At 67.4% G+C, this 20,511-nt stretch carries 17 protein-coding genes; 15 read left to right on the top strand and 2 right to left on the bottom strand.

Annotation, left to right across the window (positions count from 1 at the left end):
* Window positions 1–213: 213 nt before the first annotated feature.
* The 4 genes from ASG75_RS09640 (at window position 214) to ASG75_RS09660 (ending at window position 5,071) form a co-directional block, all read left to right on the top strand.
* Entirely contained in the window at window positions 214–2,211 is a 1,998-nt protein-coding gene (locus ASG75_RS09640) for a bifunctional 2',3'-cyclic-nucleotide 2'-phosphodiesterase/3'-nucleotidase (protein ID WP_056388326.1), read from the top strand.
* Between the two features lie 746 nt (window positions 2,212–2,957).
* Entirely contained in the window at window positions 2,958–3,419 is a 462-nt protein-coding gene (locus ASG75_RS09650; protein ID WP_157616924.1) for a hypothetical protein, read from the top strand.
* Between the two features lie 169 nt (window positions 3,420–3,588).
* Complete coding sequence (locus ASG75_RS09655; protein WP_056388332.1) at window positions 3,589–4,383, top strand: abortive infection family protein; 795 nt, start codon at window positions 3,589–3,591, stop codon at window positions 4,381–4,383.
* Window positions 4,384–4,510: 127 nt separating this feature from the next.
* A complete protein-coding gene (locus ASG75_RS09660) occupies window positions 4,511–5,071 on the top strand; it encodes an isoprenylcysteine carboxylmethyltransferase family protein (protein WP_056388336.1) in 561 nt (186 codons plus the stop codon).
* 311 nt (window positions 5,072–5,382) lie between these two features.
* Here the strand turns inward: ASG75_RS09660 and ASG75_RS09665 are convergent, their stop codons facing one another.
* A complete protein-coding gene (locus ASG75_RS09665) occupies window positions 5,383–6,669 on the bottom strand; it encodes a cytochrome c (RefSeq protein ID WP_056388338.1) in 1,287 nt (428 codons plus the stop codon).
* Window positions 6,666–7,433, bottom strand: a complete 768-nt coding sequence (locus ASG75_RS09670) for a c-type cytochrome (RefSeq protein WP_056388340.1) — start codon at window positions 7,431–7,433, stop codon at window positions 6,666–6,668. The genes ASG75_RS09665 and ASG75_RS09670 overlap by 4 nt, the downstream gene beginning before the upstream one ends.
* 438 nt (window positions 7,434–7,871) lie before the next feature.
* Between ASG75_RS09670 and ASG75_RS09675 the strand changes: the two genes are divergently transcribed.
* From ASG75_RS09675 to ilvC, 11 genes are all read left to right on the top strand, one after another.
* Window positions 7,872–8,987 (top strand): homoserine dehydrogenase, encoded by a 1,116-nt coding sequence (locus tag ASG75_RS09675; protein WP_235580208.1) that lies wholly within the window; start codon window positions 7,872–7,874, stop codon window positions 8,985–8,987.
* A 23-nt stretch (window positions 8,988–9,010) separates the two neighbouring features.
* Window positions 9,011–9,976 carry a homoserine kinase gene (locus tag ASG75_RS09680; RefSeq protein WP_235580181.1) on the top strand — a complete coding sequence of 322 codons (966 nt, stop codon included), beginning with the start codon at window positions 9,011–9,013 and terminating at the stop codon, window positions 9,974–9,976.
* On the top strand, window positions 9,973–11,313 hold the full coding sequence (thrC, locus tag ASG75_RS09685) for a threonine synthase (RefSeq protein WP_082547549.1): 1,341 nt from the start codon (window positions 9,973–9,975) through the stop codon (window positions 11,311–11,313). Before ASG75_RS09680 ends, thrC begins: the two co-directional genes overlap by 4 nt.
* Before the next feature lie 96 nt (window positions 11,314–11,409).
* Window positions 11,410–11,547, top strand: a complete 138-nt coding sequence (locus ASG75_RS16245) for a hypothetical protein (RefSeq protein WP_157616925.1) — start codon at window positions 11,410–11,412, stop codon at window positions 11,545–11,547.
* A 111-nt stretch (window positions 11,548–11,658) separates the two neighbouring features.
* Window positions 11,659–13,302, top strand: a complete 1,644-nt coding sequence (locus tag ASG75_RS09690; RefSeq protein WP_056389263.1) for a 2-isopropylmalate synthase — start codon at window positions 11,659–11,661, stop codon at window positions 13,300–13,302.
* A complete protein-coding gene (locus ASG75_RS09695) occupies window positions 13,299–14,294 on the top strand; it encodes a branched-chain amino acid transaminase (RefSeq protein WP_056388346.1) in 996 nt (331 codons plus the stop codon). Before ASG75_RS09690 ends, ASG75_RS09695 begins: the two co-directional genes overlap by 4 nt.
* Complete coding sequence (leuC, locus tag ASG75_RS09700) at window positions 14,291–15,706, top strand: 3-isopropylmalate dehydratase large subunit (RefSeq protein WP_056388349.1); 1,416 nt, start codon at window positions 14,291–14,293, stop codon at window positions 15,704–15,706. The genes ASG75_RS09695 and leuC overlap by 4 nt, the downstream gene beginning before the upstream one ends.
* The gene (gene leuD, locus ASG75_RS09705) at window positions 15,703–16,287 is read left to right on the top strand and encodes a 3-isopropylmalate dehydratase small subunit (RefSeq protein ID WP_056388350.1); all 585 of its coding nucleotides are present in this window, start codon (window positions 15,703–15,705) and stop codon (window positions 16,285–16,287) included. The genes leuC and leuD overlap by 4 nt, the downstream gene beginning before the upstream one ends.
* Before the next feature lie 148 nt (window positions 16,288–16,435).
* Window positions 16,436–17,614 (top strand): 3-isopropylmalate dehydrogenase, encoded by a 1,179-nt coding sequence (gene leuB / locus ASG75_RS09710; RefSeq protein WP_056388352.1) that lies wholly within the window; start codon window positions 16,436–16,438, stop codon window positions 17,612–17,614.
* A gap of 174 nt (window positions 17,615–17,788) precedes the next feature.
* Window positions 17,789–19,495: a dihydroxy-acid dehydratase gene (locus ASG75_RS09715; protein ID WP_056388354.1), complete on the top strand. Its 1,707-nt coding sequence runs from the start codon at window positions 17,789–17,791 to the stop codon at window positions 19,493–19,495.
* The gene (gene ilvC / locus ASG75_RS09720) at window positions 19,492–20,502 is read left to right on the top strand and encodes a ketol-acid reductoisomerase (protein WP_056388357.1); all 1,011 of its coding nucleotides are present in this window, start codon (window positions 19,492–19,494) and stop codon (window positions 20,500–20,502) included. Before ASG75_RS09715 ends, ilvC begins: the two co-directional genes overlap by 4 nt.
* The last annotated feature ends 9 nt before the right edge of the window (window positions 20,503–20,511 follow it).

Here is a 20,511-nt window from a genome sequence, read left to right on the forward strand (position 1 = left end):
CTGGAAAGTCCCCCCGTAAGGACCGGTGTCACTGGAGTGCCATCTTACGGTCTTGCAGCGGCAACGAACCGGCGCCACGGGCATGCCGTTCCACTGGCGTTGGGCTTGGCACGGCTCCCTTACCCGCCGGATTCCGCCGGCGCAGTGCAAGCACCCGGCCGCTCCGATCTGCTAGCTTTCGCGATCTGAACCCGCACGCCCCACGGAACCACCATGTCGCCTCGCCTGACCCCGTTCGCCACCCCGCTGCTCGCCCTCGGCGCCGCCCTGCTCGCCGGCTGCTCCAGCCTGCCCTGGGCGGCCGGCAAGACGCCCGACGGCGCGCGCGCGAACGTGGCGATCCTGGAAACCACCGACGTGCACGCGAACGTGCTCAGCTACGACTACTACAAGCTGAAGCCGGACGCCTCGCTCGGCTACGAGCGCACCGCCACGCTGATCCGCCGCGCCCGCGCCGAGTTCCCCAACACCTTCCTGTTCGACAGCGGCGACACCATCCAGGGCAGCGTGCTGGCCGACTACCAGGCGCTGGTGAAGCCGGTGACCTGCGCGCAGGAGCTGGCGATCTATCAGGCGATGGACGCGATGGGCTGCGACGGCGGCACCGCCGGCAACCACGAGTTCAACTACGGCCTGCGCTTCCTGTCGCAGGTCACCGGCACGCCGATGAACGTGGACGGCGGCCACAGCGACCGCTGCGCCGGCCCGCGCTTCCCGCTGGTGCTGGCCAACGTCTACAGCGCGCGCGACGGCAAGCCGATCTTCAAGCCGTGGACGGTGGTGACCCGACAGATCGAAGCCTATACGCCCGACGGCAGCAAGCTCAGCGTGCCGCTGAAGGTCGGCATTATCGGCTTCACCCCGCCGCCGATCCTGGACTGGGACAAGCAGAACCTGGCCGGCAAGGTCACCGTCAGCGGCGTGGTCGAAGCCGCGCAAAAGTATCTGCCGGAACTCAAGGCGCAGCATCCCGACCTCGTCGTGGCGATCCTGCACGGCGGCCTGAACACCGCGCCGTACACCCCGGACATGGAAAACGCCGGCTGGTACCTGGCCGGCGTGCCCGGCATCGACGCGCTGCTGCTCGGCCACTCGCACGCCGAATTCCCCGGCCCGCGCTACGCCGGCCTGAAGGACGTCGACGCCGCGCGCGGCCTGGTGCGCGGCGTGCCGGCGGTGATGGCGGACTTCTTCGGCAAGGACCTGGGCGTGATCCGGCTGGTGCTGGATCGCAAGGACGGCCGCTGGGTGGTCGACCACGAGGAAAGCCATAGCGAGGTGCGACGCATCTGTCCGCAGAAGAACGACTGCGTGCCGGCCGACCCCACAATCGCGCCGCTGGTGCAGCAGGCGCACGCGGCGGCGATCGCCTACGTCAACACGCCGATCGGCGAAAGCACGCTGCGCCTGAGCAGCCACTTCGCCGACGAGGGCAACATGACCGCGCTGGCGCCGGTCAACGCGGCCCAGGCCGACTACGTGCGCAGCGAACTGCCGCGTTCGCACCCCGAGCTGGCCGGCGTGCCGGTGCTGTCCGCCGCCGCCGCGTTCCGCACCGGCTTCGGCGGCCCCGACGACTACACCGACGTCGCGCCCGGCCCGCTCACTCTGCGCAGCGCCGCCGACCTGTACTTCTACCCGAACACGCTGGCCGCGGTGAAGACCGACGGCGCCGGCGTGAAAGCCTGGCTGGAAAAATCCGCCGAACGCTTCAACCGGATCGACCCGGCGAAGGCCGGCGAACAAGCGCTGATCAACAGCCGCTACACCGGCTACAACTTCGACCAGATCCAGGGCGGCATCCACTACGTCATCGACATCTCGAAACCGGCCGGCCAGCGCATCACCACGCTGACTTTCCAGGGCAAGCCGGTCGAGCCGGGCCAGCCGTTCGTCGTGGTCACCAACAACTACCGCGCCAACGGCGGCGGCCACTTCCCCGGCCTCGACGGCAACAACATCGTGCTGGCCGCCCCGGATGGCACCCGCGAAATCCTGGCGAAATGGCTGGAACGCCACAAGCAGATCGGCACGAAGGATCTCGAACCGACCTCATGGAAATTCGCGCCCCTGAAAACCCGCGGCCCGGTCGTGTTCACCGACGCCAGCGGCAAGCAGGCCGTGGCGCGTGATGCCGGCCTCGACAACATCCGCCAGATGAAGGATCACGGCGATGGCACGGCGACGTACGCGATCGATCTGTCGCGCTGAGGGTGGCATAAGCGGGAATGGCAACGTCCGCTTTCGACCCAAAGCAGACCTAAGCGTTGAATGCGACAGGGGGCGATATGGTTCTCAGGATTAGCCAGGCACTGGATTACCTATTTATCCAATGCACCTCGATAGGATCGTTCGATAACGCGGACGGCCGCAGATTCAATGCAGTACTGCTCGTGGCCACTTGGTTTTTCGCAACCTTCTTGACCATCCTCGCCGCCATAAGCTTTTGGCTATACGACTTCATGGAGTCGATACGGCAATGGGCGCAGGGGTTTTCCGGCCCCAAGGGGCCTGGTCTCATAGTCGTACTTGTAATTGGTACCCCGGCACTGCTGCTTTCCATGAGAATCGGTCGGCGATGCGCAGGCCGGATCGCGCCGCGAGCCACATTTCTAAAGTCGCTGATTATTGGTGCGTGGTACATGGCGGTGGTCATGTCCATACTCCTGAACCTCAATAGGTATGGGGCATTGGTTGCGCTAGGCCTTCATGTAGTGTTCCTCGCGTGGATCATTTACGCCCCAAGACGAATTGAAGGCCAAGGCTGAGCGCAAGCTCAAAGATGTCCGCTTTCGACTCATAGCGGACATCCTTGACGACAATGAGCGCCCGTAACTCGCACAAGAGCAGTTGGTCGCTGCCTAACATCGGCCATCAAAGCATCCGTACACTATTCCAGGACGCCGACGATGATGGAGAGCCGATTTGAAGAGCAAATACAGAGGATCGTGCGCTTGATGCGCATCATCGACGCCAAAGATTCATCACAACTACAGGGCGCATTGACCTTCTACGACGTGATCATCTTCGCTTGCCAGGCTATGTGGCACCTTCGAGATTGGATTCTCCACGACGACGAATTTGGCGCGGCAGACAGCGAGGCTCTCAAACAAGATATTCTCGCTGCCCGCTCACTTTCGGTTTGTGCCGACATCGCCAACGGCTCGAAACACCTCTTCCTGAAGCACCCGAAAGTAGGCACCGGTGTCGCAATATCCGACCGCGATGGTCTACATCTGGATACTAGGGCGGGAATCTTTCAAGAATTCTTTTACATAGAATGCCCCGACAAGTCAGACGAGTTTCATGACATGGAGATCAGGCCGTTTCTACATCGGTGCATGGACAACTGGTATGCAATCATCAATAGGCATCATCTTTCAAACGTGCACACCCGGATGGTCGATGACAGGCCGTAAACGACTCAGCGCGCCCTTGAGCGATCAGTCGTAATCTTTGTGATCGCGGATACGGTGCCACCTGATATAACAATCCCTACGCCATTGGACTTGAGCAGCACTGATACGCTGTGTTGCCGGGAGATTTTGCGGTGCCCAAGCTAACGCATGTTGTATCAAGAGGGGTCACATGATTCGCCTCTACCAAGGCACCGGCTCCACTGAGATTGACCTAGACGATCAGCGCCTTGACGGCGAAAAATGGATCCGAGCTAAGACCGCCGCTGTTCGCCTGCTTAGGGCAAAAGGCCTGGAAGATGCGGCCGATTTCCTCGACCGCACGCCGTTCGAGTTGCGCACGGGTACCAACTATTTCAACGATGACTTTTCGGTCCTGTACTACGCTGCACCGATGGACCGATACATCGAATTGAGCGAGCAGGCGGCAGACCGGGACCTAAAGCGAAATGCGTCCGCAATCGCTCACGCTCTGAGCGAGCTAGGGAATTCCGTCAGGTTCATCGCGGTTGAATGTAACGTGGACGACACACCGTCACCCGTCCCATCCCCCAATCTCGCCATAACATCCGATCTCGTGGAGCGCGCGCTTGCGGAGACCGAACGGGCGGTGGCGAACAAAGGGGGCGTGGCAGGTGTGGACCGCGCGCATACTGCTTTTCATGGGTACCTGAGAGCGATCTGCGCCCAGGCTCAGATCGAATATGCCGCGGATGCTGACATCACTCAGCTATTTAAGCTCATTCAAAAGCATCATCCTGCCATGCGAGCCGAAGGCCCACGTAACGAGGATGTTGTCAAAATCGGGCGAGCAATGGCTTCCATCCTCGATGCCCTAAATCCGATTCGAAATCGCGCCACACTCGCCCACGCCAACGACACGCTGCTGCAAGACGGTGACGCAATGCTAGTGATCAACACGATCCGCACCTTTCTGCACTATCTGAACGGCAAGCTATCCGGATAGCGCATTTTTGCGTCTGCTCGTGCGCTCCAGTGACCACTTTTGGCCGATGACTGCTCTTGCAGTCGCGATGATTGCTGAGCAAGCTGCAAAGGTCTGGTAATCCAACTTCGAAAAGTCGGGAGCCCCCATGCCGATCGTGCGCGACATTGCCATCGCCCTTCTGTTCACATGGACTTTCATTGATGGTTTCGTGGTCTTCCGGCGCAAAACCGGGCAGACGGAGAACCGCGATCGTTCGTCGCTGAGGCTGCTGATGATCGCCAGCCCCTTAACATGGGCGGTCAGCATTGGCCTGGCCTTCACCTCGATCGGCGCACTGCAGGATCCTGCGTTGCAGATGGTCGGCCTACTGGTCATGGCCATTGGCATCGTGGTGCGCTCGACCGCAATTGCGCAGCTGGGTCGCTTCCACACGCCTAACGTCGCGGTACTCACGGACCATCAGGTGAAGGCCACCGGGTTGTACCGGGTTGTGCGGCACCCGAGTTACCTCGGGGCGCTGATCGCCTTTGCCGGCTTCGCCCTCGCCTTGGGAAACTGGCTGAGCCTGCTGTCGATCATGATGGTTATCCCGGCGATCTATATGCATCGCATCCGCGAGGAAGAGTCCGCGCTGACTGAGGCCCTGGGCGACTCCTATAGCGAATACTGCAGGCATACCAAGCGGCTGATCCCCTGGATTTACTAGGGGTGCCCGAGGTGAGGCAACGCAGGAGCGGTTGTCCAATGTCCGCAAGGTTCGGAAGCGGGGCGGCCTTCTCTTTACTCCGGGCATCCTGCCCTCCGCCCTTCGGGCCGGCATAGCCGTTCGCGCCGCTCCTGCGGCGCAGTGGCTACTTTCTCTTGACCATGCAAGAGAAAGTGACTCGCCCTCCGAAGGAGGACGAAAGCTCTTGCTCTCGGCAGCTCCGCCGCAAGCGCGAAGAAAGATCAAGAGCAGACCCCTCCCCAACCCTCCCCTGTAAACAGGGGAGGGAGCACACCGCGCACCGCCACCGCTCAATCGATCGGCGTGTGCCGGTACCTACTGACGTCGGCAGGTTGCACCACACCAGCCTGGTTCGACCACGACTGTCGGATGTAGCCGACCACGGCGGCGACGTCCTCATCGCTCAGCTGCTGCGCGAACGGCGGCATCGAATACGGCTGCGGGTTGCCGGTGGTGGCCGGGGCGAAGCCGCCGAGCAGCACGCTGCGAATCGCGTTGATGCCGGTCGGTTCGGTGACCGAGGTGTTGCCGTCGAGCGGTGGGTAGACGCCGGCCACTCCCCGGCCATCGCCGCCATGGCAATCGGCGCAGCGCTGCGCGTAGAGCTTGCCGCCCTGCTCGTGGCTGGCCGCGCGCTTGAACGGTGCCGGCGCGGGTTGCGCGCGCGGCGGCAGCGATTGCAGATAGACCGCCACCGCCTGCAGGTCGGGCTCGGTCATGTGCTGGGTGCTCAGGCGTACCACGTCGGCCATCGGCCCGAACGCACTGCCCTTGCCCGACTGGCCGGTCTTCAGCAGGTCGACGATGTCCTGCACGCTCCAGCCGTCGAGGCCGCCGCCAGGTTGCGTGCTGAGGTCGGGCGCGTACCAGTCCAGTTGCGGAATCTGGCCGCCGGTGAGGTGGCGGTCCTGCTCGATGCCGCCGAGCGAGTCGCGCGTGGTGTGACATTCGTTGCAATGGCCAAGGCCCTGCACCAGGTAGGCGCCGCGGTTCCACGCCTCGGACTTCGCCGGATCGGGCCGGTACTCGCCCGGCTTGAAGTACAGCGCGCGCCACGCGACCAGGCTGCTGCGCACGTTGTACGGAAACTCCAACCCCAGTGCCGTGTCGGGCCGCTGCACCGGCGGCAGCGATTTCAGGTAGGCGAAGATCGCCAGCGCGTCCTCGCGGGTGACCTTGGTGAACGAGGTGTAGGAGAACACCGGATACAGCAGCTCGCCTTGGCGGCCCTTGCCTTCATGCAGCGCGCGCCAGAAATCGTCGAAGCTCCACTGGCCGATACCGGTTTCCGGATCGGGCGTGATGTTCGGCGCCGGCACGTCGCCGAACGGCGTGCCCAGCGAGCGGCCGCCGGCGTAGCGCTGGCCGTCGCGCGCGGTGTGGCAGGCGGCGCAATCGCCGACCGTGGCCAGGTATTCGCCGCGGGCGATCAATGCCGGATCGTGCAGCGCGGCGGCATCCGCTTCGCGCTGCTCGGGCGACGACACGTGCTGTCCGCCGCGGCCGACGTACCACCAGCCCGACACGACGATCGCCAGCAACGCCAGCAGCCACCCTCCACGTCGCCACAGTTTCATGGGCCCGCTCCGCTCTTGCCCATCACGCACCAGCCCGGCAACGGTTCGGTCTGCGCGCTGGCCGGTTCCGGATGCAGATCGGCCGGCGGCTCCTGGCTGGCCAGCCACGCGGACACGGCGGTGATGTCCGATTCGCGCATGCGGTTGGCGACCACGCCCATGCAGTAGGGCCCTTCGGCCGCGCGCTGGCGCGTGCGCCACGACACCAGCTGGGTGCTGAGGTAGTCGTACGACAGGCCCATCAGGCCCGGCATCATCGGCTCCACGCCGGTGAGCTTGCCGCCATGACAGCTGACACACGACGGCACGCCGCGGGTCGAGTCGCCGCGCATCACCAGTTGTTCGCCACGGCGCAGGGTCTCCACGGACACCGTCAGTACCGGCAGCTTCCGGTAGGGCACGTCCTGTTTCGCGAAGTAATCGGCGATGTCGCGCAGGTACGCCGAGCTCAGCTGGCGCACCACGTATTCCATCGGCGCGTGCCGGCGCTGGCCGGTCTGGAAATATTCGAGCTGCTGGACCAGGTAGCCCACCGGCTTGCCGGCCAGGCGCGGGATCACCACGCTGTCCGGCGAACCCTCGCCGTGCACGCCGTGGCAGCCGGTGCATGCGGCCACGCGCTGCTGCATGGTGTCGGGCACCGGCGGAGCGGCCTCCGTCTGCAGGCCCGCGGCCGACGCCGAAAGACTCCACACACCGAGCACGAACGCCGCGCACGACGCATGTCCACGCAACCGCTGGCGCAGTGAAACGAATCTGTTCATCCGCGAATTGTAGGCGCCCCGAACGGAGCCAACCGGCGCCAAATGGCGGATCGCGACAACCTGCCGCAGCGTGACAACCCGCGCACGACTGCCGAAAAGTTGCATATGAATCTGTTGACCGCAGTGCAACATCCACTTTAAGGTCGACGCCATGTCGCCGCTTTCCACGCCAGCACGCATGCACTTCGTTCCGGTTCGCGCCGGGCGTGCGCCGTTGCCGGCCGGCGTCATCAACCGTTCCTTCGCCACCACCACCACGACCACGATTACCACTCGGTCGGGGTGGGTGTCCGTGCGCGACTAGGTTCTTCACTACGCAACGGCCCCGCCCTCGACAGAGGCGGGCCGGTGCACTCCCCACGCACAAGCCGATCCGCCAGCGAGCACGGGCCTCAACAGGAGGTCATCGTGAACATCTGTGCGCCGCAACTTGCCAATCTGCCGCCGTCATGCGGTTTCGCCGCGCCGACTCTGCGGCGGCAACGCGTGCTGGCCGTCGGCGTGATCGGCCCCGGCCGCGTCGGCAGCGCCTTGCTGGAACAGTTGCGCGCCGCGCAACCACGGCTGGCGCGCGACAGCGGACTGGAACTGAAACTCTGCGGCGTGGTGGCCAGCAAGCGCATGTGGCTGGACTGCGACGACGCCGAACTCAACGGCCGCCACGGCGGCGCGCAGATCTGGCGGCCGAACGACCTGGACGCGTTCGCCGAACACGTGCGCGGCAATGACGGCCGGCATGCGCTGCTGATCGACTGCAGTGCGAACGACGCCGTGGCCGCGCACTATCCGCACTGGCTGGCCGCCGGCCTGCACGTGGTGACGCCGAACAAGCTGGCCGGCAGCGGGCCGCTGTCGCGCTGGCAGGCGATCCGCGCCGCCTGCGCCAGCGGCGCGCGCTTCCGCTACGAGGCCACCGTGTGCGCCGGCCTGCCAGTGGTGCAGACGCTGCGCGACCTGCTCGACACCGGCGACGAACTGCTGGCGGTCGATGGCATGTTCTCCGGCACGCTGGCCTGGCTGTGCAACCGCCACGACGGCCGCCAGCCATTTTCCGCGCTGGTGCGCGAGGCGCACGCGCTGGGCTATACCGAACCGGATCCGCGCGACGACCTGTCCGGCCTCGACGTGGCGCGCAAGCTGGTGATCCTGGCGCGCGAGGCGGGCTGGCCGCTGTCGCTGGAGGATGTCGACCTGCAGGGCCTGGTGCCGCCGGCGCTGGCCGCCTTGCCGCTGGACGCATGCATGCAGCGGCTGGAGGAACTGGATGCGCCGATGGCGGCGAAACTGGCCGAGGCGCATGCTGCAGGCGGCGTGCTGCGCCACGTGGCGCAACTGGACCGGCACGGCCGCGCCAGCGTGCGGCTGCTGGTGCTGCCGGCCACCCACGCGTTCGCGCATACCCGGCTGACCGACAACATCGTGCAGTTCAGCACCCGCCGCTACTGCGATAATCCGCTTATCGTGCAAGGCCCCGGCGCCGGTCCGGAAGTGACCGCTGCCGGTGTGTTCGCCGATCTGCTGCGTATCGCCGAGTCGCTGGAGGCGCGCGCATGAACTCCTCTTTGCTGGAACCCGTCATGGCTTCATCGCGTCGCGCCAAACCACCGCAAGTCGCCTGCGCCTTCGCGCCCGCCAGCGTCGGCAACGTCGGAGTCGGCTTCGACCTGCTCGGCCACAGCGTGACCGGCGCCGGCGACCGCGCCGAGGTGCGCCGCATCGACGAAGCGGTGGTGCGCATCGCGGCGATCCGCGGCTGCGTCACCGACCTGCCCACCGATCCGCGCCAGAACACCGCCGGCACCGCGCTGCTCTCGCTGCGCAAGGCGCTCGGCCTGCAGCACGGGTTCGAGCTGGTGCTGCACAAGGGCATCGCGCTGGGCTCGGGCATGGGCGGCTCGGCCGCTTCGTGCGTGGCCGCGCTGGTCGCCGCGAATGCGTTGCTGGCGCAGCCGCTGCCGCGCGAAGCGCTGTACGGCTTCGCGCTGGACGGCGAGGCGGTGGCCAGCGGCAGCCGCCACGGCGACAACCTCGGCTCGATGCTGCTCGGCGGCCTGGTGCTGGCCACCCACGAACGCCTGCTGCGCATCGACGTGCCGGCCGCGTGGCACTGCGCACTGGTGCACCCGCACGTGGTGCTGGAAACGCGCCGGGCGCGCGCCGCGCTGGCCGGCCATTACGAACTCGGCGAGTTCGTGGCGCAGAGTTCGAACCTCGCCCTGGTGCTGGCCGGCTGCTATCGCGGCGATGCCTCGTTGGTGCGCGAGGGCTTGAAAGACGTGCTGGTCGAGCCGCGCCGCGCGCCGCTGATCCCGAACTTTGCGAAAGTGAAACAGGCCGCGCTCGATCACCACGCACTCGGCGCCAGCATCTCCGGCGCCGGCCCCAGCGTGTTCGGCTGGTACGACAACCGTGCCGACGCCGAAGCGGCCAGCGTGGCCATGCAGGCCGCGTTCGCCGACGCTGGACTGGGCAGCGATGCGTGGGTGTCGCCGATCGACGGGCCCGCGGCCGCGTTGATTCCCTCGCTCGAGGCCGACGCATGAGTCTCGCCAAACCGTTGCGCTACCACAGCACCCGCCGTGTCAGCCCGACCGTACCGCTTGGCCAGGCGATCGCCGCCGGGCTCGCGCCGGACGGTGGCCTGTACGTACCCGAAAGGCTGCCCACGCTCGACCCGACCGCGTTCGACTCGCATGGTTCGCTGGCCGATACCGCGGTCACCCTGCTAACACCGTTCTTCGCCGGCGACGCACTGGCCGACGAGTTGCCTGCGATCTGCGCTGAGGCTTTCACCTTCGACGCACCACTGCGCGCACTGCCGGCGCATCCGCATACGACGATGCTGGAGCTGTTCCACGGTCCCACCTCGGCATTCAAGGATTTCGGCGCGCGCTTCCTCGCCGCCTGCCTGCGCCGGCTGCCACGCAGCGATGCGCGGCCGCTGACCATCCTGGTCGCCACCTCGGGCGACACCGGCGCCGCGGTAGCCGCCGCGTTCCACCGCCAGCCGAACGTGAACGTGGTGATCCTGTATCCGGATGGCCTGGTCGCGCCACGCCAGGCACACCAGCTCGGCTGCTTCGGCGACAACGTCACTGCGCTGCGCGTGGCCGGCCGCTTCGACGACTGCCAGCGCATGGTCAAGGCTGCGCTCAACGACGCCGAGTTGCAGGCACAACATCCGCTGTCCTCGGCCAACAGCATCAGCCTGGGCCGGCTGCTGCCGCAGATGAGCTACTACGCGCACGCCGCGCTGGGCTGGTGGCGCGAACACGGCACGCCGCTGAACTTCATCGTGCCCACCGGCAACCTGGGCAACGCGCTGGCCTGCCTGTGGGTGCGCGAACTGGGCCTGCCGGTCGGTGAGGTACGGCTGGCCTGCAACGCGAACGCCACCCTGCCCGACTATTTCGCCGGCGCCGAGTACACGCCGCGCGAGGCAATCGCCACCTTGGCCAACGCAATGGACGTGGGCGCGCCGAGCAACTTCGAGCGGCTGCGCTGGACCTTCCCCGACGAAGCCCGCCTGCGCCAGCTGCTGCGGGCGCACAGCGTCGACGACGCCACCATCCGCCGCACCCTTGCCGACCACGCGCACGCACACGGCGAAGTGTTCTGCCCGCACACGGCCACCGCGATGCACCTGCTCGATCACCTGCGTGCCGACGGCGACGACGCGCCATGGGCGGTGGTCGCCACGGCCCATCCGGCCAAGTTCGAGAGCGTGGTGGAGCCGCTGGTCGGCCACCCGGTCGAGGTTCCCCTGGCGCTGGCCGCGATGCTGGCGCGCGACGCTCGCGCCGAGCCGCTGGCCGCCAGCGACACGGCCCTGCGCGACCGGCTGCTGCTCTCGCAAGACATTCCGCACCTCGCCCGCTAAAACCATCTGGACATCTGGACGTCCAAAGCAAGCCGATCGACTGATTTCATATGAAACTGTTGACGCCGTTGTGCGAAGTGCCCTAAGGTCGGTTTCATGTCGCAGCGCAGCAGCCATTGCCGCATCGCCGAAATGAACCGTCTCGCGACGGTCGACGGCCTGCTGCAGCTCGGCGGCACGCTCCTTATTACCCTCGTACTCGTACTCCTTATTACCAACGGAGGTGCGGGCTGAGGGCATGTGTCCAGGTAGCTAGAAGATCCTGAAGACTCCCAAAGAACCCCGCACCCGGTAACGGATGCGGGGTTTTTTTGTGCCTTCGGCGCCGCCCACAGCGGAGCCATGATGAAAAACCCTGACCAGCACAACGCCCCGATCAGCGACGACGACGTAGTCGCCGAACGTGTGCGGATCTTCGACACCACCTTGCGCGACGGCGAGCAGGCGCCCGGTTTCTCGATGGACCGGCGCGCGAAACTGCGCATGGCGCAGCAGCTCGAAGCGCTTGGCGTGGACATCCTCGAAGCAGGCTTTCCGCAGGCTTCGCCGGACGATTTTGCTGCAGTTGCGGAAATCGCCGGCGCGCTCAAAAACACCACGGTATGCGCGCTGGCGCGCTGCCAGGACGGCGACATCGACAGCGCGGCGCGCGCGCTGAAGGCGGCGCGCCACTCGCGCATCCACCTGTTCCTGTCGACCAGCCCGCTGCATCGCGAGCACAAGCTGGGCATGAGCAAGGCGCAGGTGCTGGATACCGCGGTGCGCGCGATCGAACGTGCCCGCGGCTTCTGCAACGAGGTGGAGTTTTCCGCCGAAGACGCGCTGCGCACCGAACCGGATTTCCTGGTGGAAGTGTTCAGCGCCGCGGTCGCCGCCGGCGCCACCACGCTCAACGCGCCGGACACGGTGGGCTACACCACGCCGACCGAAATCGTCGAGCTGTTCCGCTACCTGCGCCAGCACGTGCGCGGCGCGGACAAGGTGACCTTCTCCAGTCATTGCCACGACGACCTCGGCATGGCGGTGGCGAACAGCCTGGCCGCGGTAAGCGCCGGCGCGCGCCAGGTGGAGTGCACCATCAACGGCATCGGCGAGCGCGCCGGCAACGCCGCGCTGGAGGAAGTGGTGATGGCGCTGAAGGTGCGCGCACCGCACTTCGGCGTCGACACGCGGATCGATACCCGCCAGCTGTACCCAAGCTCGCGCCTGCTGACCGAGCTGACCGGCCAGGCGGTGCCGCGCAACAAGGCGATCGTGGGCGCCAACGCGTTCGCGCACGAGTCGGGCATCCACCAGCACGGCATGCTCAAGCATCGCGGCACCTACGAAATCATGCGGCCGCAGGACGTCGGCATCGCCGCGACCAGCCTGGTGATGGGCAAGCACTCCGGCCGCGCCGCGCTGCGCCAGCGCCTGCAGGCACTGGGCTACACGCCGGACGACGCTGCGCTGGACGACATCTTCACCCGCTTCAAGACGCTGGCCGACCATGGCCGTGAACTGCACGACGAGGATCTGGAGGCGCTGGCGCTGGGCCACGACCCGCACGCCGCCGGCCCGTGGCGCATCGTGCAATTGCATACCAGCTCGCACCTGGGCGGCAGCGCGTCGGCCTCGGTGAGGCTGGCCCACGACGATGGCCACGAGATCGGCGAAGCGGCGATCGGCGACGGCCCGGTCGACGCGGTGCTGCGCGCGATCGAGCGCGCCACCGGCACGCCGCTGGAACTCACCCGCTTCCAGATCGACGCGATGGGCGAAGGCGGCGACGCCCAGGGCCACGCGCAACTGAGCGCACGCCACGCCGCCCGCGACTGGCGCGGCCACGGCACCAGCACCGACATCGTGGAGGCCACCGCATTGGCCGCGCTGGTCATCGTCAACCGGATCGCCCGCCAATCGGCGTCGGACCCACAGATCAACAAGCGGCCTTCCGTGGCCGCGCACGCGCACGTGCATGGACGCGCGCACAAGGAGACCACCGCATGAGCACGCCCTTCCTGTGGCACAACGGCCAGATCAAGCCGTGGGCCGAGGCCACCACTCACGTCAGCGCGCACGCGCTGCACTACGGCTCGTCAGTGTTCGAGGGCGAGCGTGTCTACGCCACGCCGCGCGGGCCGGCGTATTTCCGACTGGCCGAGCACACCCGCCGGCTGTTCGAGTCGGCGCGCGTGTACGAGATCGAGGTCGGCTACAGCGAGGACGAGATCAACGCCGCCTGCCTCGACGTGATCCGCGCGAACCGCATGCCCTCGGCCTACGTGCGGCCGATCGTGTTCCGCGGCGCCGGCGGGCTGGGCGTGCTGGCGAGGGACGGCGCGTCGGTGGAGGTGGCGATCATCGCGCTGAACTGGGGCGCGTATCTCGGCGAAGCGGCCGAGCGCGGTGCGGATGTGTGTGTGTCATCGTGGCATCGTCCCGCACCGAACACCCTGCCGAGCTGGGCCAAGGCCGGCGGCAATTACCTGTCCAGCCAGTTGATCGGACTGGAGGCGCGCCGCAACGGTTACGACGAGGGCATCGCGCTGGGTCACAACGGCCTGCTCAGCGAAGGTGCCGGCGAGAACCTGTTCCTGGTGAAGCGCGGCAAGCTGCTCACCCCGCCATCCAGCGCCGGCATCCTGGCCGGCATCACCCGCGACGCGGTGATCACCCTGGCTACTGACCTTGGCATCGCGGCGGAAGAGCGCGACCTGCCGCGCGAGGCGCTGTATTCCGCCGACGAAGTGTTCATGACCGGCACCGCCGCCGAGATCACGCCGGTGCGCTCGGTCGATCGCAAGGCGATCGGTATGGGTATGCCCGGACCGATCACCAAGGCTTTGCAGCAGGCGTTCTTCGGCCTGTTCGATGGTCGCACCGAAGATCGTTACGGCTGGCTGAGTTTGGTTAATGCGGTCATCCCTGACCGCGAGCCACCACCTGCCGATTCCGGCGCTCATGGACGAGCGCACAAACCATCGGAGGTCGCGGCATGACCTCACGAACCCTGTTCGAAAAAGTCTGGGACGCCCACGTCGTCGCCGCCGAAACCGGCGACACGCCGGCGGTGATCTACGTCGACCTGCACCTGGTGCACGAAGTCACCTCACCGCAGGCGTTCAGCGAACTGCGCGAGCGCGGCCTGAAACTGCGCCGACCCGACCGCATGCTGGCCACGCTGGATCACTCCACGCCAACCCTGCCGACGAATGCCGACGGCAGCCGCCCGTATGCGAACGCCGAGGCGCAGGCGCAGGTCACGCAACTGGAAACCAATTGCCGCGAGTTCGGCGTCGAGCTGCACGGCTGGGACAGCGAAGACCGCGGCATCGTGCACGTGATCGGCCCCGAGCTGGGCGCGACCCAGCCCGGCATGACCATCGTCTGCGGCGACAGCCACACCTCGACCCATGGCGCATTTGGCGCACTCGCGTTCGGCATCGGCACCACCGAGGTCGGCCACGTGATGGCCACGCAATGCCTGCTGCAGCGCAAACCGAAGACCATGGCGATCCATGTGGACGGCCAGCTGCCGCCGGGCGTGGGCGCGAAGGACCTGATCCTGCACATCATCGGCACGATCGGCGTCGATGGCGGTACCGGTTATGTACTCGAATACCGCGGCGCGGCGATCGAGGCGCTGTCGATGGACGAGCGCATGACCGTCTGCAACATGTCGATCGAGGCCGGCGCACGCGCTGGCATGATCGCGCCGGACGAGACCACGTTCGCCTGGTTGAAAGGCCGCCCGCGCGTGCCGCAGGGTGCGGCGTGGGACGCGGCGGTGGCGAAGTGGCGCGCATTGTGCGGCGACGACGGCGCGCGTTACGACCGCGAGGTGCGCATCGACGCCGGCGCGGTAAAGCCCACCGTCACCTACGGCACCCATCCGGGCATGGCGATCGCGATGGACGCACCGGTGCCGGCCGCCACGAATGCGCAGGAGCGCCGCGCGCTCGACTACATGCAGAGCAAGCCCGGCCAGCCGATGCAGGGCATGCCGGTCGACGTGGTGTTCGTCGGCAGCTGCACCAACTCGCGCCTGTCCGACCTGCGCGAAGCCGCGCGCGTGCTGCATGGCCGGCACGTCGCCGACGGCGTGCGCATGCTGGTGGTGCCCGGCTCCGAAGCGGTACGCCGCGACGCCGAACGCGAAGGCCTGCACCACGTATTCACCGCTGCCGGCGCCGAGTGGCGCGTGCCGGGCTGCTCGATGTGCATCGCGATGAACGGCGACCTGGCGCAGCCGGGCCAGCTGGTGGTGAGCACCTCCAACCGCAACTTCGAAGGCCGCCAGGGCAAGGGCGCACGCACCGTGCTGGCCAGCCCCGCCACCGCCGCCGCCTCGGCGATCGCCGGACACATCGCCGATCCGCGCGAGTACGCGACACAGGAGCAAGCCGCATGAAACCCGTCACCCGCCTCCACTCCCGCACCGCCGTGCTGGCCGACGAGAACATCGACACCGACCGCATCATCCCGGCGCGCTTCCTCACCACGACCACGCGCGACGGGCTGGGCAAGCTGTGCTTCCACGACTGGCGCTACCAGGCCGACGGCAGCGACAACCCCGCCTTTCCGCTGAACCGGCCGGAAGCGCGTGGCTGCTCGATCCTCGTGGCCGGGCGCAACTTCGGCTGCGGCTCCTCGCGCGAACACGCGCCGTGGGCGCTGCTGGACTACGGCATCCGCGCGGTGCTGTGCAGCGAGATCGCGGACATCTTCCGCGGCAACGCGCTGAAGAACGGCCTGCTCGCCATCGTCATCGACGAACTGGAACACCGCTGGCTGCTCAAGCACCCGGGCATCGAGCTGGCGATCGACGTGCGCGAGCAGTACATCGCGCTGCCCGACGGCGGCCGTATCCCGTTCCGTCTGGAACCGTTCGCGCGGCACTGCCTGCTCAACGGCGTCGACCAGCTCGGCTACCTGCTGCAGCACGCCGACGCGTTCAGTGAGTACGAACAGCGCATGGAGGCTGCCGCATGAATCGCGGCCCCCACACCCGTCACCCCAGCGAACGCTGGGGTCCAGCGCCTTCGTGCCAGCTCAAGTCACTGGGTCCCAGCGTTCGCTGGGACGACGTGAAATTTGATCAAACCCTGTCTCCATCCACCCACTCTTTGGAAGTCAATTCATGAAGGCACGCATCGTTACCCTGCCCGGCGACGGCGTCGGCCCCGAGGTCACCGCCGCCGCGGTGGCCGTATTGAAGACCGTGGCCGCGCGCTACGAGCACGTGTTCGCGTTCGAGGAACAGTTGATTGGCGGCATCGCGATCGACGCCACCGGCGAACCGTTGCCGGCCGCCTCGCTGGCCGCGTGCCGCTCCGCCGATGCGGTGCTGCTCGGCGCGGTCGGTGGTCCGAAGTGGTCCGATCCGAACGCACCGGTGCGGCCCGAACAAGGCCTGCTGGCGCTGCGCGCCGCGCTCGGCGTGTACGCGAACCTGCGCCCGCTGCAGGTGCATCCGTCACTGGCCAATCTGTCGCCGCTGAAGAACGACAAGCTGAAGCACGTCGACGTGCTGTTCGTGCGCGAACTCACCGGCGGCGCCTACTTCGGCGCGAAGACGCGCAGCGCCGACGCCGCCACCGACGAGTGCAAGTACACCGTGGCCGAGATCGAACGGGTGGTGCGCCGCGCGTTCGATCTGGCGCGCAATCGTCGCCGCCACGTCACCTCGGTCGACAAGGCGAACGTGCTGGAAACCTCGCGGCTGTGGCGCAGCACGGTGCAACGCATCGCCGCCGACTACCCCGACGTGAAAGTCGAACACCAGCTGGTCGACTCGATGGCGATGCTGCTGCTGACCCAGCCGAACCGCTATGACGTGGTGGTCACCGAGAACCTGTTCGGCGACATCCTCACCGACGAGGCCGCCGCGCTGGCCGGCTCGCTCGGCCTGCTGCCGTCGGCCTCGCTGGGAGATCGCGTGCCCTCATCCGACCCTTCGGGCCACCTTCTCCCGTCAACGGGAGAAGGGAGTTCGGTGCGGCCTGCGGCCGCCTCGACCCGCATGGGCCTGTACGAACCGATCCACGGCTCGGCGCCGGACATCGCCGGCCAGGGCGTGGCCAATCCGGTCGGCGCGATCCTTTCTGCCGCACTGCTGCTGCGCCACTCGCTGGGCCTGGAAGCCGAGGCCGTGGCGATCGAATCGGCGGTCGAGCAGGTGTTGCGCCACGGCCCGCACAGCCGCGACATCGGCGGCAGCGCCGGCACCGATGAAGTGCGCGATGCCGTGCTCGCGGCGATCGAGGATCACGCCGACAACACCGCCGCGTTCTTCTGCGGAGCCCGCGCATGCGGCTGATGCAGCCAGGTTTCCCCAGCGGGCACACGGACGTGCCCGCATTTTCTGCCGCCCCCTGCGTGCTCCCGGCGCCGGACGGTTCGTGCACGCCGCGATGGCGCCGATCCCCGTCCCGTCCAGCCACCTCCCTCGCACGCAGGGGGCGCTTTTCTTTCTTCACCCAGCGGAATCGCCATGCGCAGTGACCTGATCAAGAGCGGCCCCGACCGCGCACCCGCCCGCGCCATGCTGCGCGCCACCGGCCTCGACGACGAGGCGATCGCGCGGCCGCTGGTGGCGGTGGTGCATACCTGGTCGAACGTGAGTCCGTGCAACCTCAACCTGCGCGAGCTGGCGGTCGAGGCCGCGGCCGGCATCCGTGCCGCCGGCGGCACGCCGGTGGAGTTCAACACCATCGCGGTCACTGACGGCATCGCGATGGGCACGCCGGGCATGCGCTCGTCGCTGATCAGCCGCGAGGTGATCACCGACTCGATCGAGCTGGCGGTGGACGGCCACTGCCTCGATGCGATGGTGGTGCTGTGCGGCTGCGACAAGACCATCCCGGCCGCCGCGATGGCGCTGGCGCGGCTGAACATCCCCGGCGTGGCGCTGTACGGCGGCACGATCGCGCACGGCACGCACGACAACCATCCGATCACCATCCAGCAGGTGTTCGAGGCGGTCGGCGCGCACGGCGCCGGCAGGATCAGCGACGAGGAGCTGACCGCGGTGGAACGCGACGCCTGCCCCGGCGCCGGCGCCTGCGGCGGCCAGTTCACCGCCAACACGATGGCGATGGTGCTGTCCACGCTGGGGCTGTCGCCGATGGGCTACAACGACATCCCCGCCACCCACCCGGCCAAGGGCGCGGCCGCGTTCCGCTGCGGCGAGCTGGTGATGGAATGCCTGCGCGAGAACCGCACGCCGCGCGAGCTGATCACGCGCACCTCTATGCGCAACGCCGCGCGCATGGTCGCCGCCACGGCCGGCTCCACCAACGCCGTGCTGCATCTGCTGGCGATCGCGCGCGAAGCCGGTGTCGAATGGTCGCTGGAAGATTTCGAACCGGCCTCGGTGCACACGCCGGTGATCGCCGACCTGCTGCCCGGCGGGCGCTACACCGCGGTGGAACTGTTCGGCGCCGGCGGCAGCGCGCGGGTGGCGCAGGAGCTGATCGCCGCCGGCATGCTGGAAGACACACCCACGGTCACCGGCCGCTCGTTGTTCGCCGAAGTCGCCGCCGCGCCGCGTGCCGACGCACAGGATGTGGTGCATCCGGTCACGCAACCGCTGAAACCGCGCGGTGGCTACTCGATCCTGTACGGCAACCTCGCCCCGGAAGGCTGCATCCTGAAACTTGCCGGCAAGGGCGCCAGCCATTTCGAAGGCCGCGCCCGCGTGTATGAAGGCGAGGAGCAGGCGTTCGCCGCGGTGCAGGCCGGCGACATCGGCAAGGGCGACGTCATCGTGATCCGCAACGAAGGCCCGGCCGGCGGCCCCGGCATGCGCGAGATGCTCGGCGTCACCGCCGCGCTGATCGGCCGCGGCCTCGGCGACGACGTGGCATTGATCACCGACGGCCGCTTCAGCGGCGCCACCCACGGCTTCATGGTCGGCCACATCGCGCCGGAAGCCGCGCGCGGCGGACCGATCGCGCTGCTGCACGAAGGCGACCGCATCGTGATCGACGCGGCCCGCCGCGAGATCGCCACCGACGCCGACCTCGCCGCACGTCGCGTCGGCTGGCAACCGCCCGCACCGAAGGTCAGCCGCGGCGCGCTGGCCAAGTACGCGCTGCTGGTCGGTTCCGCCTCTGACGGTGCCACCACGCATCCGGATACCTCCGTGTCCACACCCAAGCACATCCAAACCGAATCCAACCAGGGAGTCACCGCATGAGCAGCAACCCCACCCTCGCCTCATCCCGCATCGCCGTGCTCGGCTATGGCAGCCAGGGTCGCGCGCACGCGCTGAACCTGCGCGACTCCGGCCTCGACGTCGTCGTCGGCCTGCGCCCGAACGGCCCGACCTGGCACAAGGCGAAAGCCGACGGCTTCAAGGTCGCCGAGCCGGCCGAAGCCGTGAAGGGCGCCGACCTGGTCGCCGTGCTCACCCCCGACATGGTGCAGCCGACGCTGTACAGGGAGTCGATCGGGCCGAACATCAAGCCCGGCGCCGCGCTGCTGTTCGCGCACGGTTTCAACGTGCATTTCAGGCAGATCGAACCACGCGCCGACATCGACGTGATCCTGGTTGCACCGAAGGGCCCCGGCGCGCTGGTGCGCAGCGAGTACGAGCGCGGCCGCGGCGTGCCGTGCATCTGGGCCGTGCACCAGGACGTCAGCGGCCAGGCCGAAGCGAAGACCAAGGGCTACGCCGACGGCATCGGCGGCGGCCGCGCGATGATCATCCGGACCGACTTCAAGGAAGAAACCGAGACCGACCTGTTCGGCGAGCAGGCGGTGCTGTGCGGCGGCGCCAGCGAGCTGGTGATCAAGGGTTTCGAGACCCTGGTCGAGGCCGGCTACCAGCCGGAAATCGCCTACTACGAGGTGATGCACGAGCTGAAGCTGATCGTCGACCTGTTCTACGAGGGCGGCCTGGCCAAGATGCTGCAGTTCGTCTCCGAAACCGCGCAGTACGGCGACTACGTCAGCGGCCCGCGCATTGTCGACGCCGGCACCAAGGCGCGCATGAAGGAGGTGCTCACCGACATCCAGGACGGCACCTTCGCGCGCAACTGGATCGCCGAATACCAGGCCGGGTTGCCGAACTACAAGCGCCTGAAGCAGGCCGATCTCGAGCATCCGATCGAGGTGGTCGGCGCGAAGCTGCGTGCACGGATGCCGTGGCTGCAACCGAACGCGGCACCTGCGGCTGTCGCGCCGTTGAAGAAGGCCGGCTGACCGCTTTTG

Source organism: Rhodanobacter sp. Soil772 (assembly GCF_001428385.1).
GTDB lineage: Bacteria > Pseudomonadota > Gammaproteobacteria > Xanthomonadales > Rhodanobacteraceae > Rhodanobacter.

What these genes read in the sequence shown, in the direction of transcription:
- ASG75_RS09640 (WP_056388326.1), top strand. Translation starts at nt 214, where the DNA reads ATGTCGCCTCGCCTGACCCCGTTCGCCACCCCGCTGCTCGCCCTCGGC.
- ASG75_RS09650 (WP_157616924.1), top strand. Translation starts at nt 2,958, where the DNA reads ATGCGCATCATCGACGCCAAAGATTCATCACAACTACAGGGCGCATTG.
- ASG75_RS09655 (WP_056388332.1), top strand. Translation starts at nt 3,589, where the DNA reads ATGATTCGCCTCTACCAAGGCACCGGCTCCACTGAGATTGACCTAGAC.
- ASG75_RS09660 (WP_056388336.1), top strand. Translation starts at nt 4,511, where the DNA reads ATGCCGATCGTGCGCGACATTGCCATCGCCCTTCTGTTCACATGGACT.
- ASG75_RS09665 (WP_056388338.1), bottom strand. Translation starts at nt 6,669, where the DNA reads ATGAAACTGTGGCGACGTGGAGGGTGGCTGCTGGCGTTGCTGGCGATC.
- ASG75_RS09670 (WP_056388340.1), bottom strand. Translation starts at nt 7,433, where the DNA reads ATGAACAGATTCGTTTCACTGCGCCAGCGGTTGCGTGGACATGCGTCG.
- ASG75_RS09680 (WP_235580181.1), top strand. Translation starts at nt 9,011, where the DNA reads ATGGCTTCATCGCGTCGCGCCAAACCACCGCAAGTCGCCTGCGCCTTC.
- thrC (WP_082547549.1), top strand. Translation starts at nt 9,973, where the DNA reads ATGAGTCTCGCCAAACCGTTGCGCTACCACAGCACCCGCCGTGTCAGC.
- ASG75_RS16245 (WP_157616925.1), top strand. Translation starts at nt 11,410, where the DNA reads ATGTCGCAGCGCAGCAGCCATTGCCGCATCGCCGAAATGAACCGTCTC.
- ASG75_RS09690 (WP_056389263.1), top strand. Translation starts at nt 11,659, where the DNA reads ATGAAAAACCCTGACCAGCACAACGCCCCGATCAGCGACGACGACGTA.
- ASG75_RS09695 (WP_056388346.1), top strand. Translation starts at nt 13,299, where the DNA reads ATGAGCACGCCCTTCCTGTGGCACAACGGCCAGATCAAGCCGTGGGCC.
- leuC (WP_056388349.1), top strand. Translation starts at nt 14,291, where the DNA reads ATGACCTCACGAACCCTGTTCGAAAAAGTCTGGGACGCCCACGTCGTC.
- leuD (WP_056388350.1), top strand. Translation starts at nt 15,703, where the DNA reads ATGAAACCCGTCACCCGCCTCCACTCCCGCACCGCCGTGCTGGCCGAC.
- leuB (WP_056388352.1), top strand. Translation starts at nt 16,436, where the DNA reads ATGAAGGCACGCATCGTTACCCTGCCCGGCGACGGCGTCGGCCCCGAG.
- ASG75_RS09715 (WP_056388354.1), top strand. Translation starts at nt 17,789, where the DNA reads ATGCGCAGTGACCTGATCAAGAGCGGCCCCGACCGCGCACCCGCCCGC.
- ilvC (WP_056388357.1), top strand. Translation starts at nt 19,492, where the DNA reads ATGAGCAGCAACCCCACCCTCGCCTCATCCCGCATCGCCGTGCTCGGC.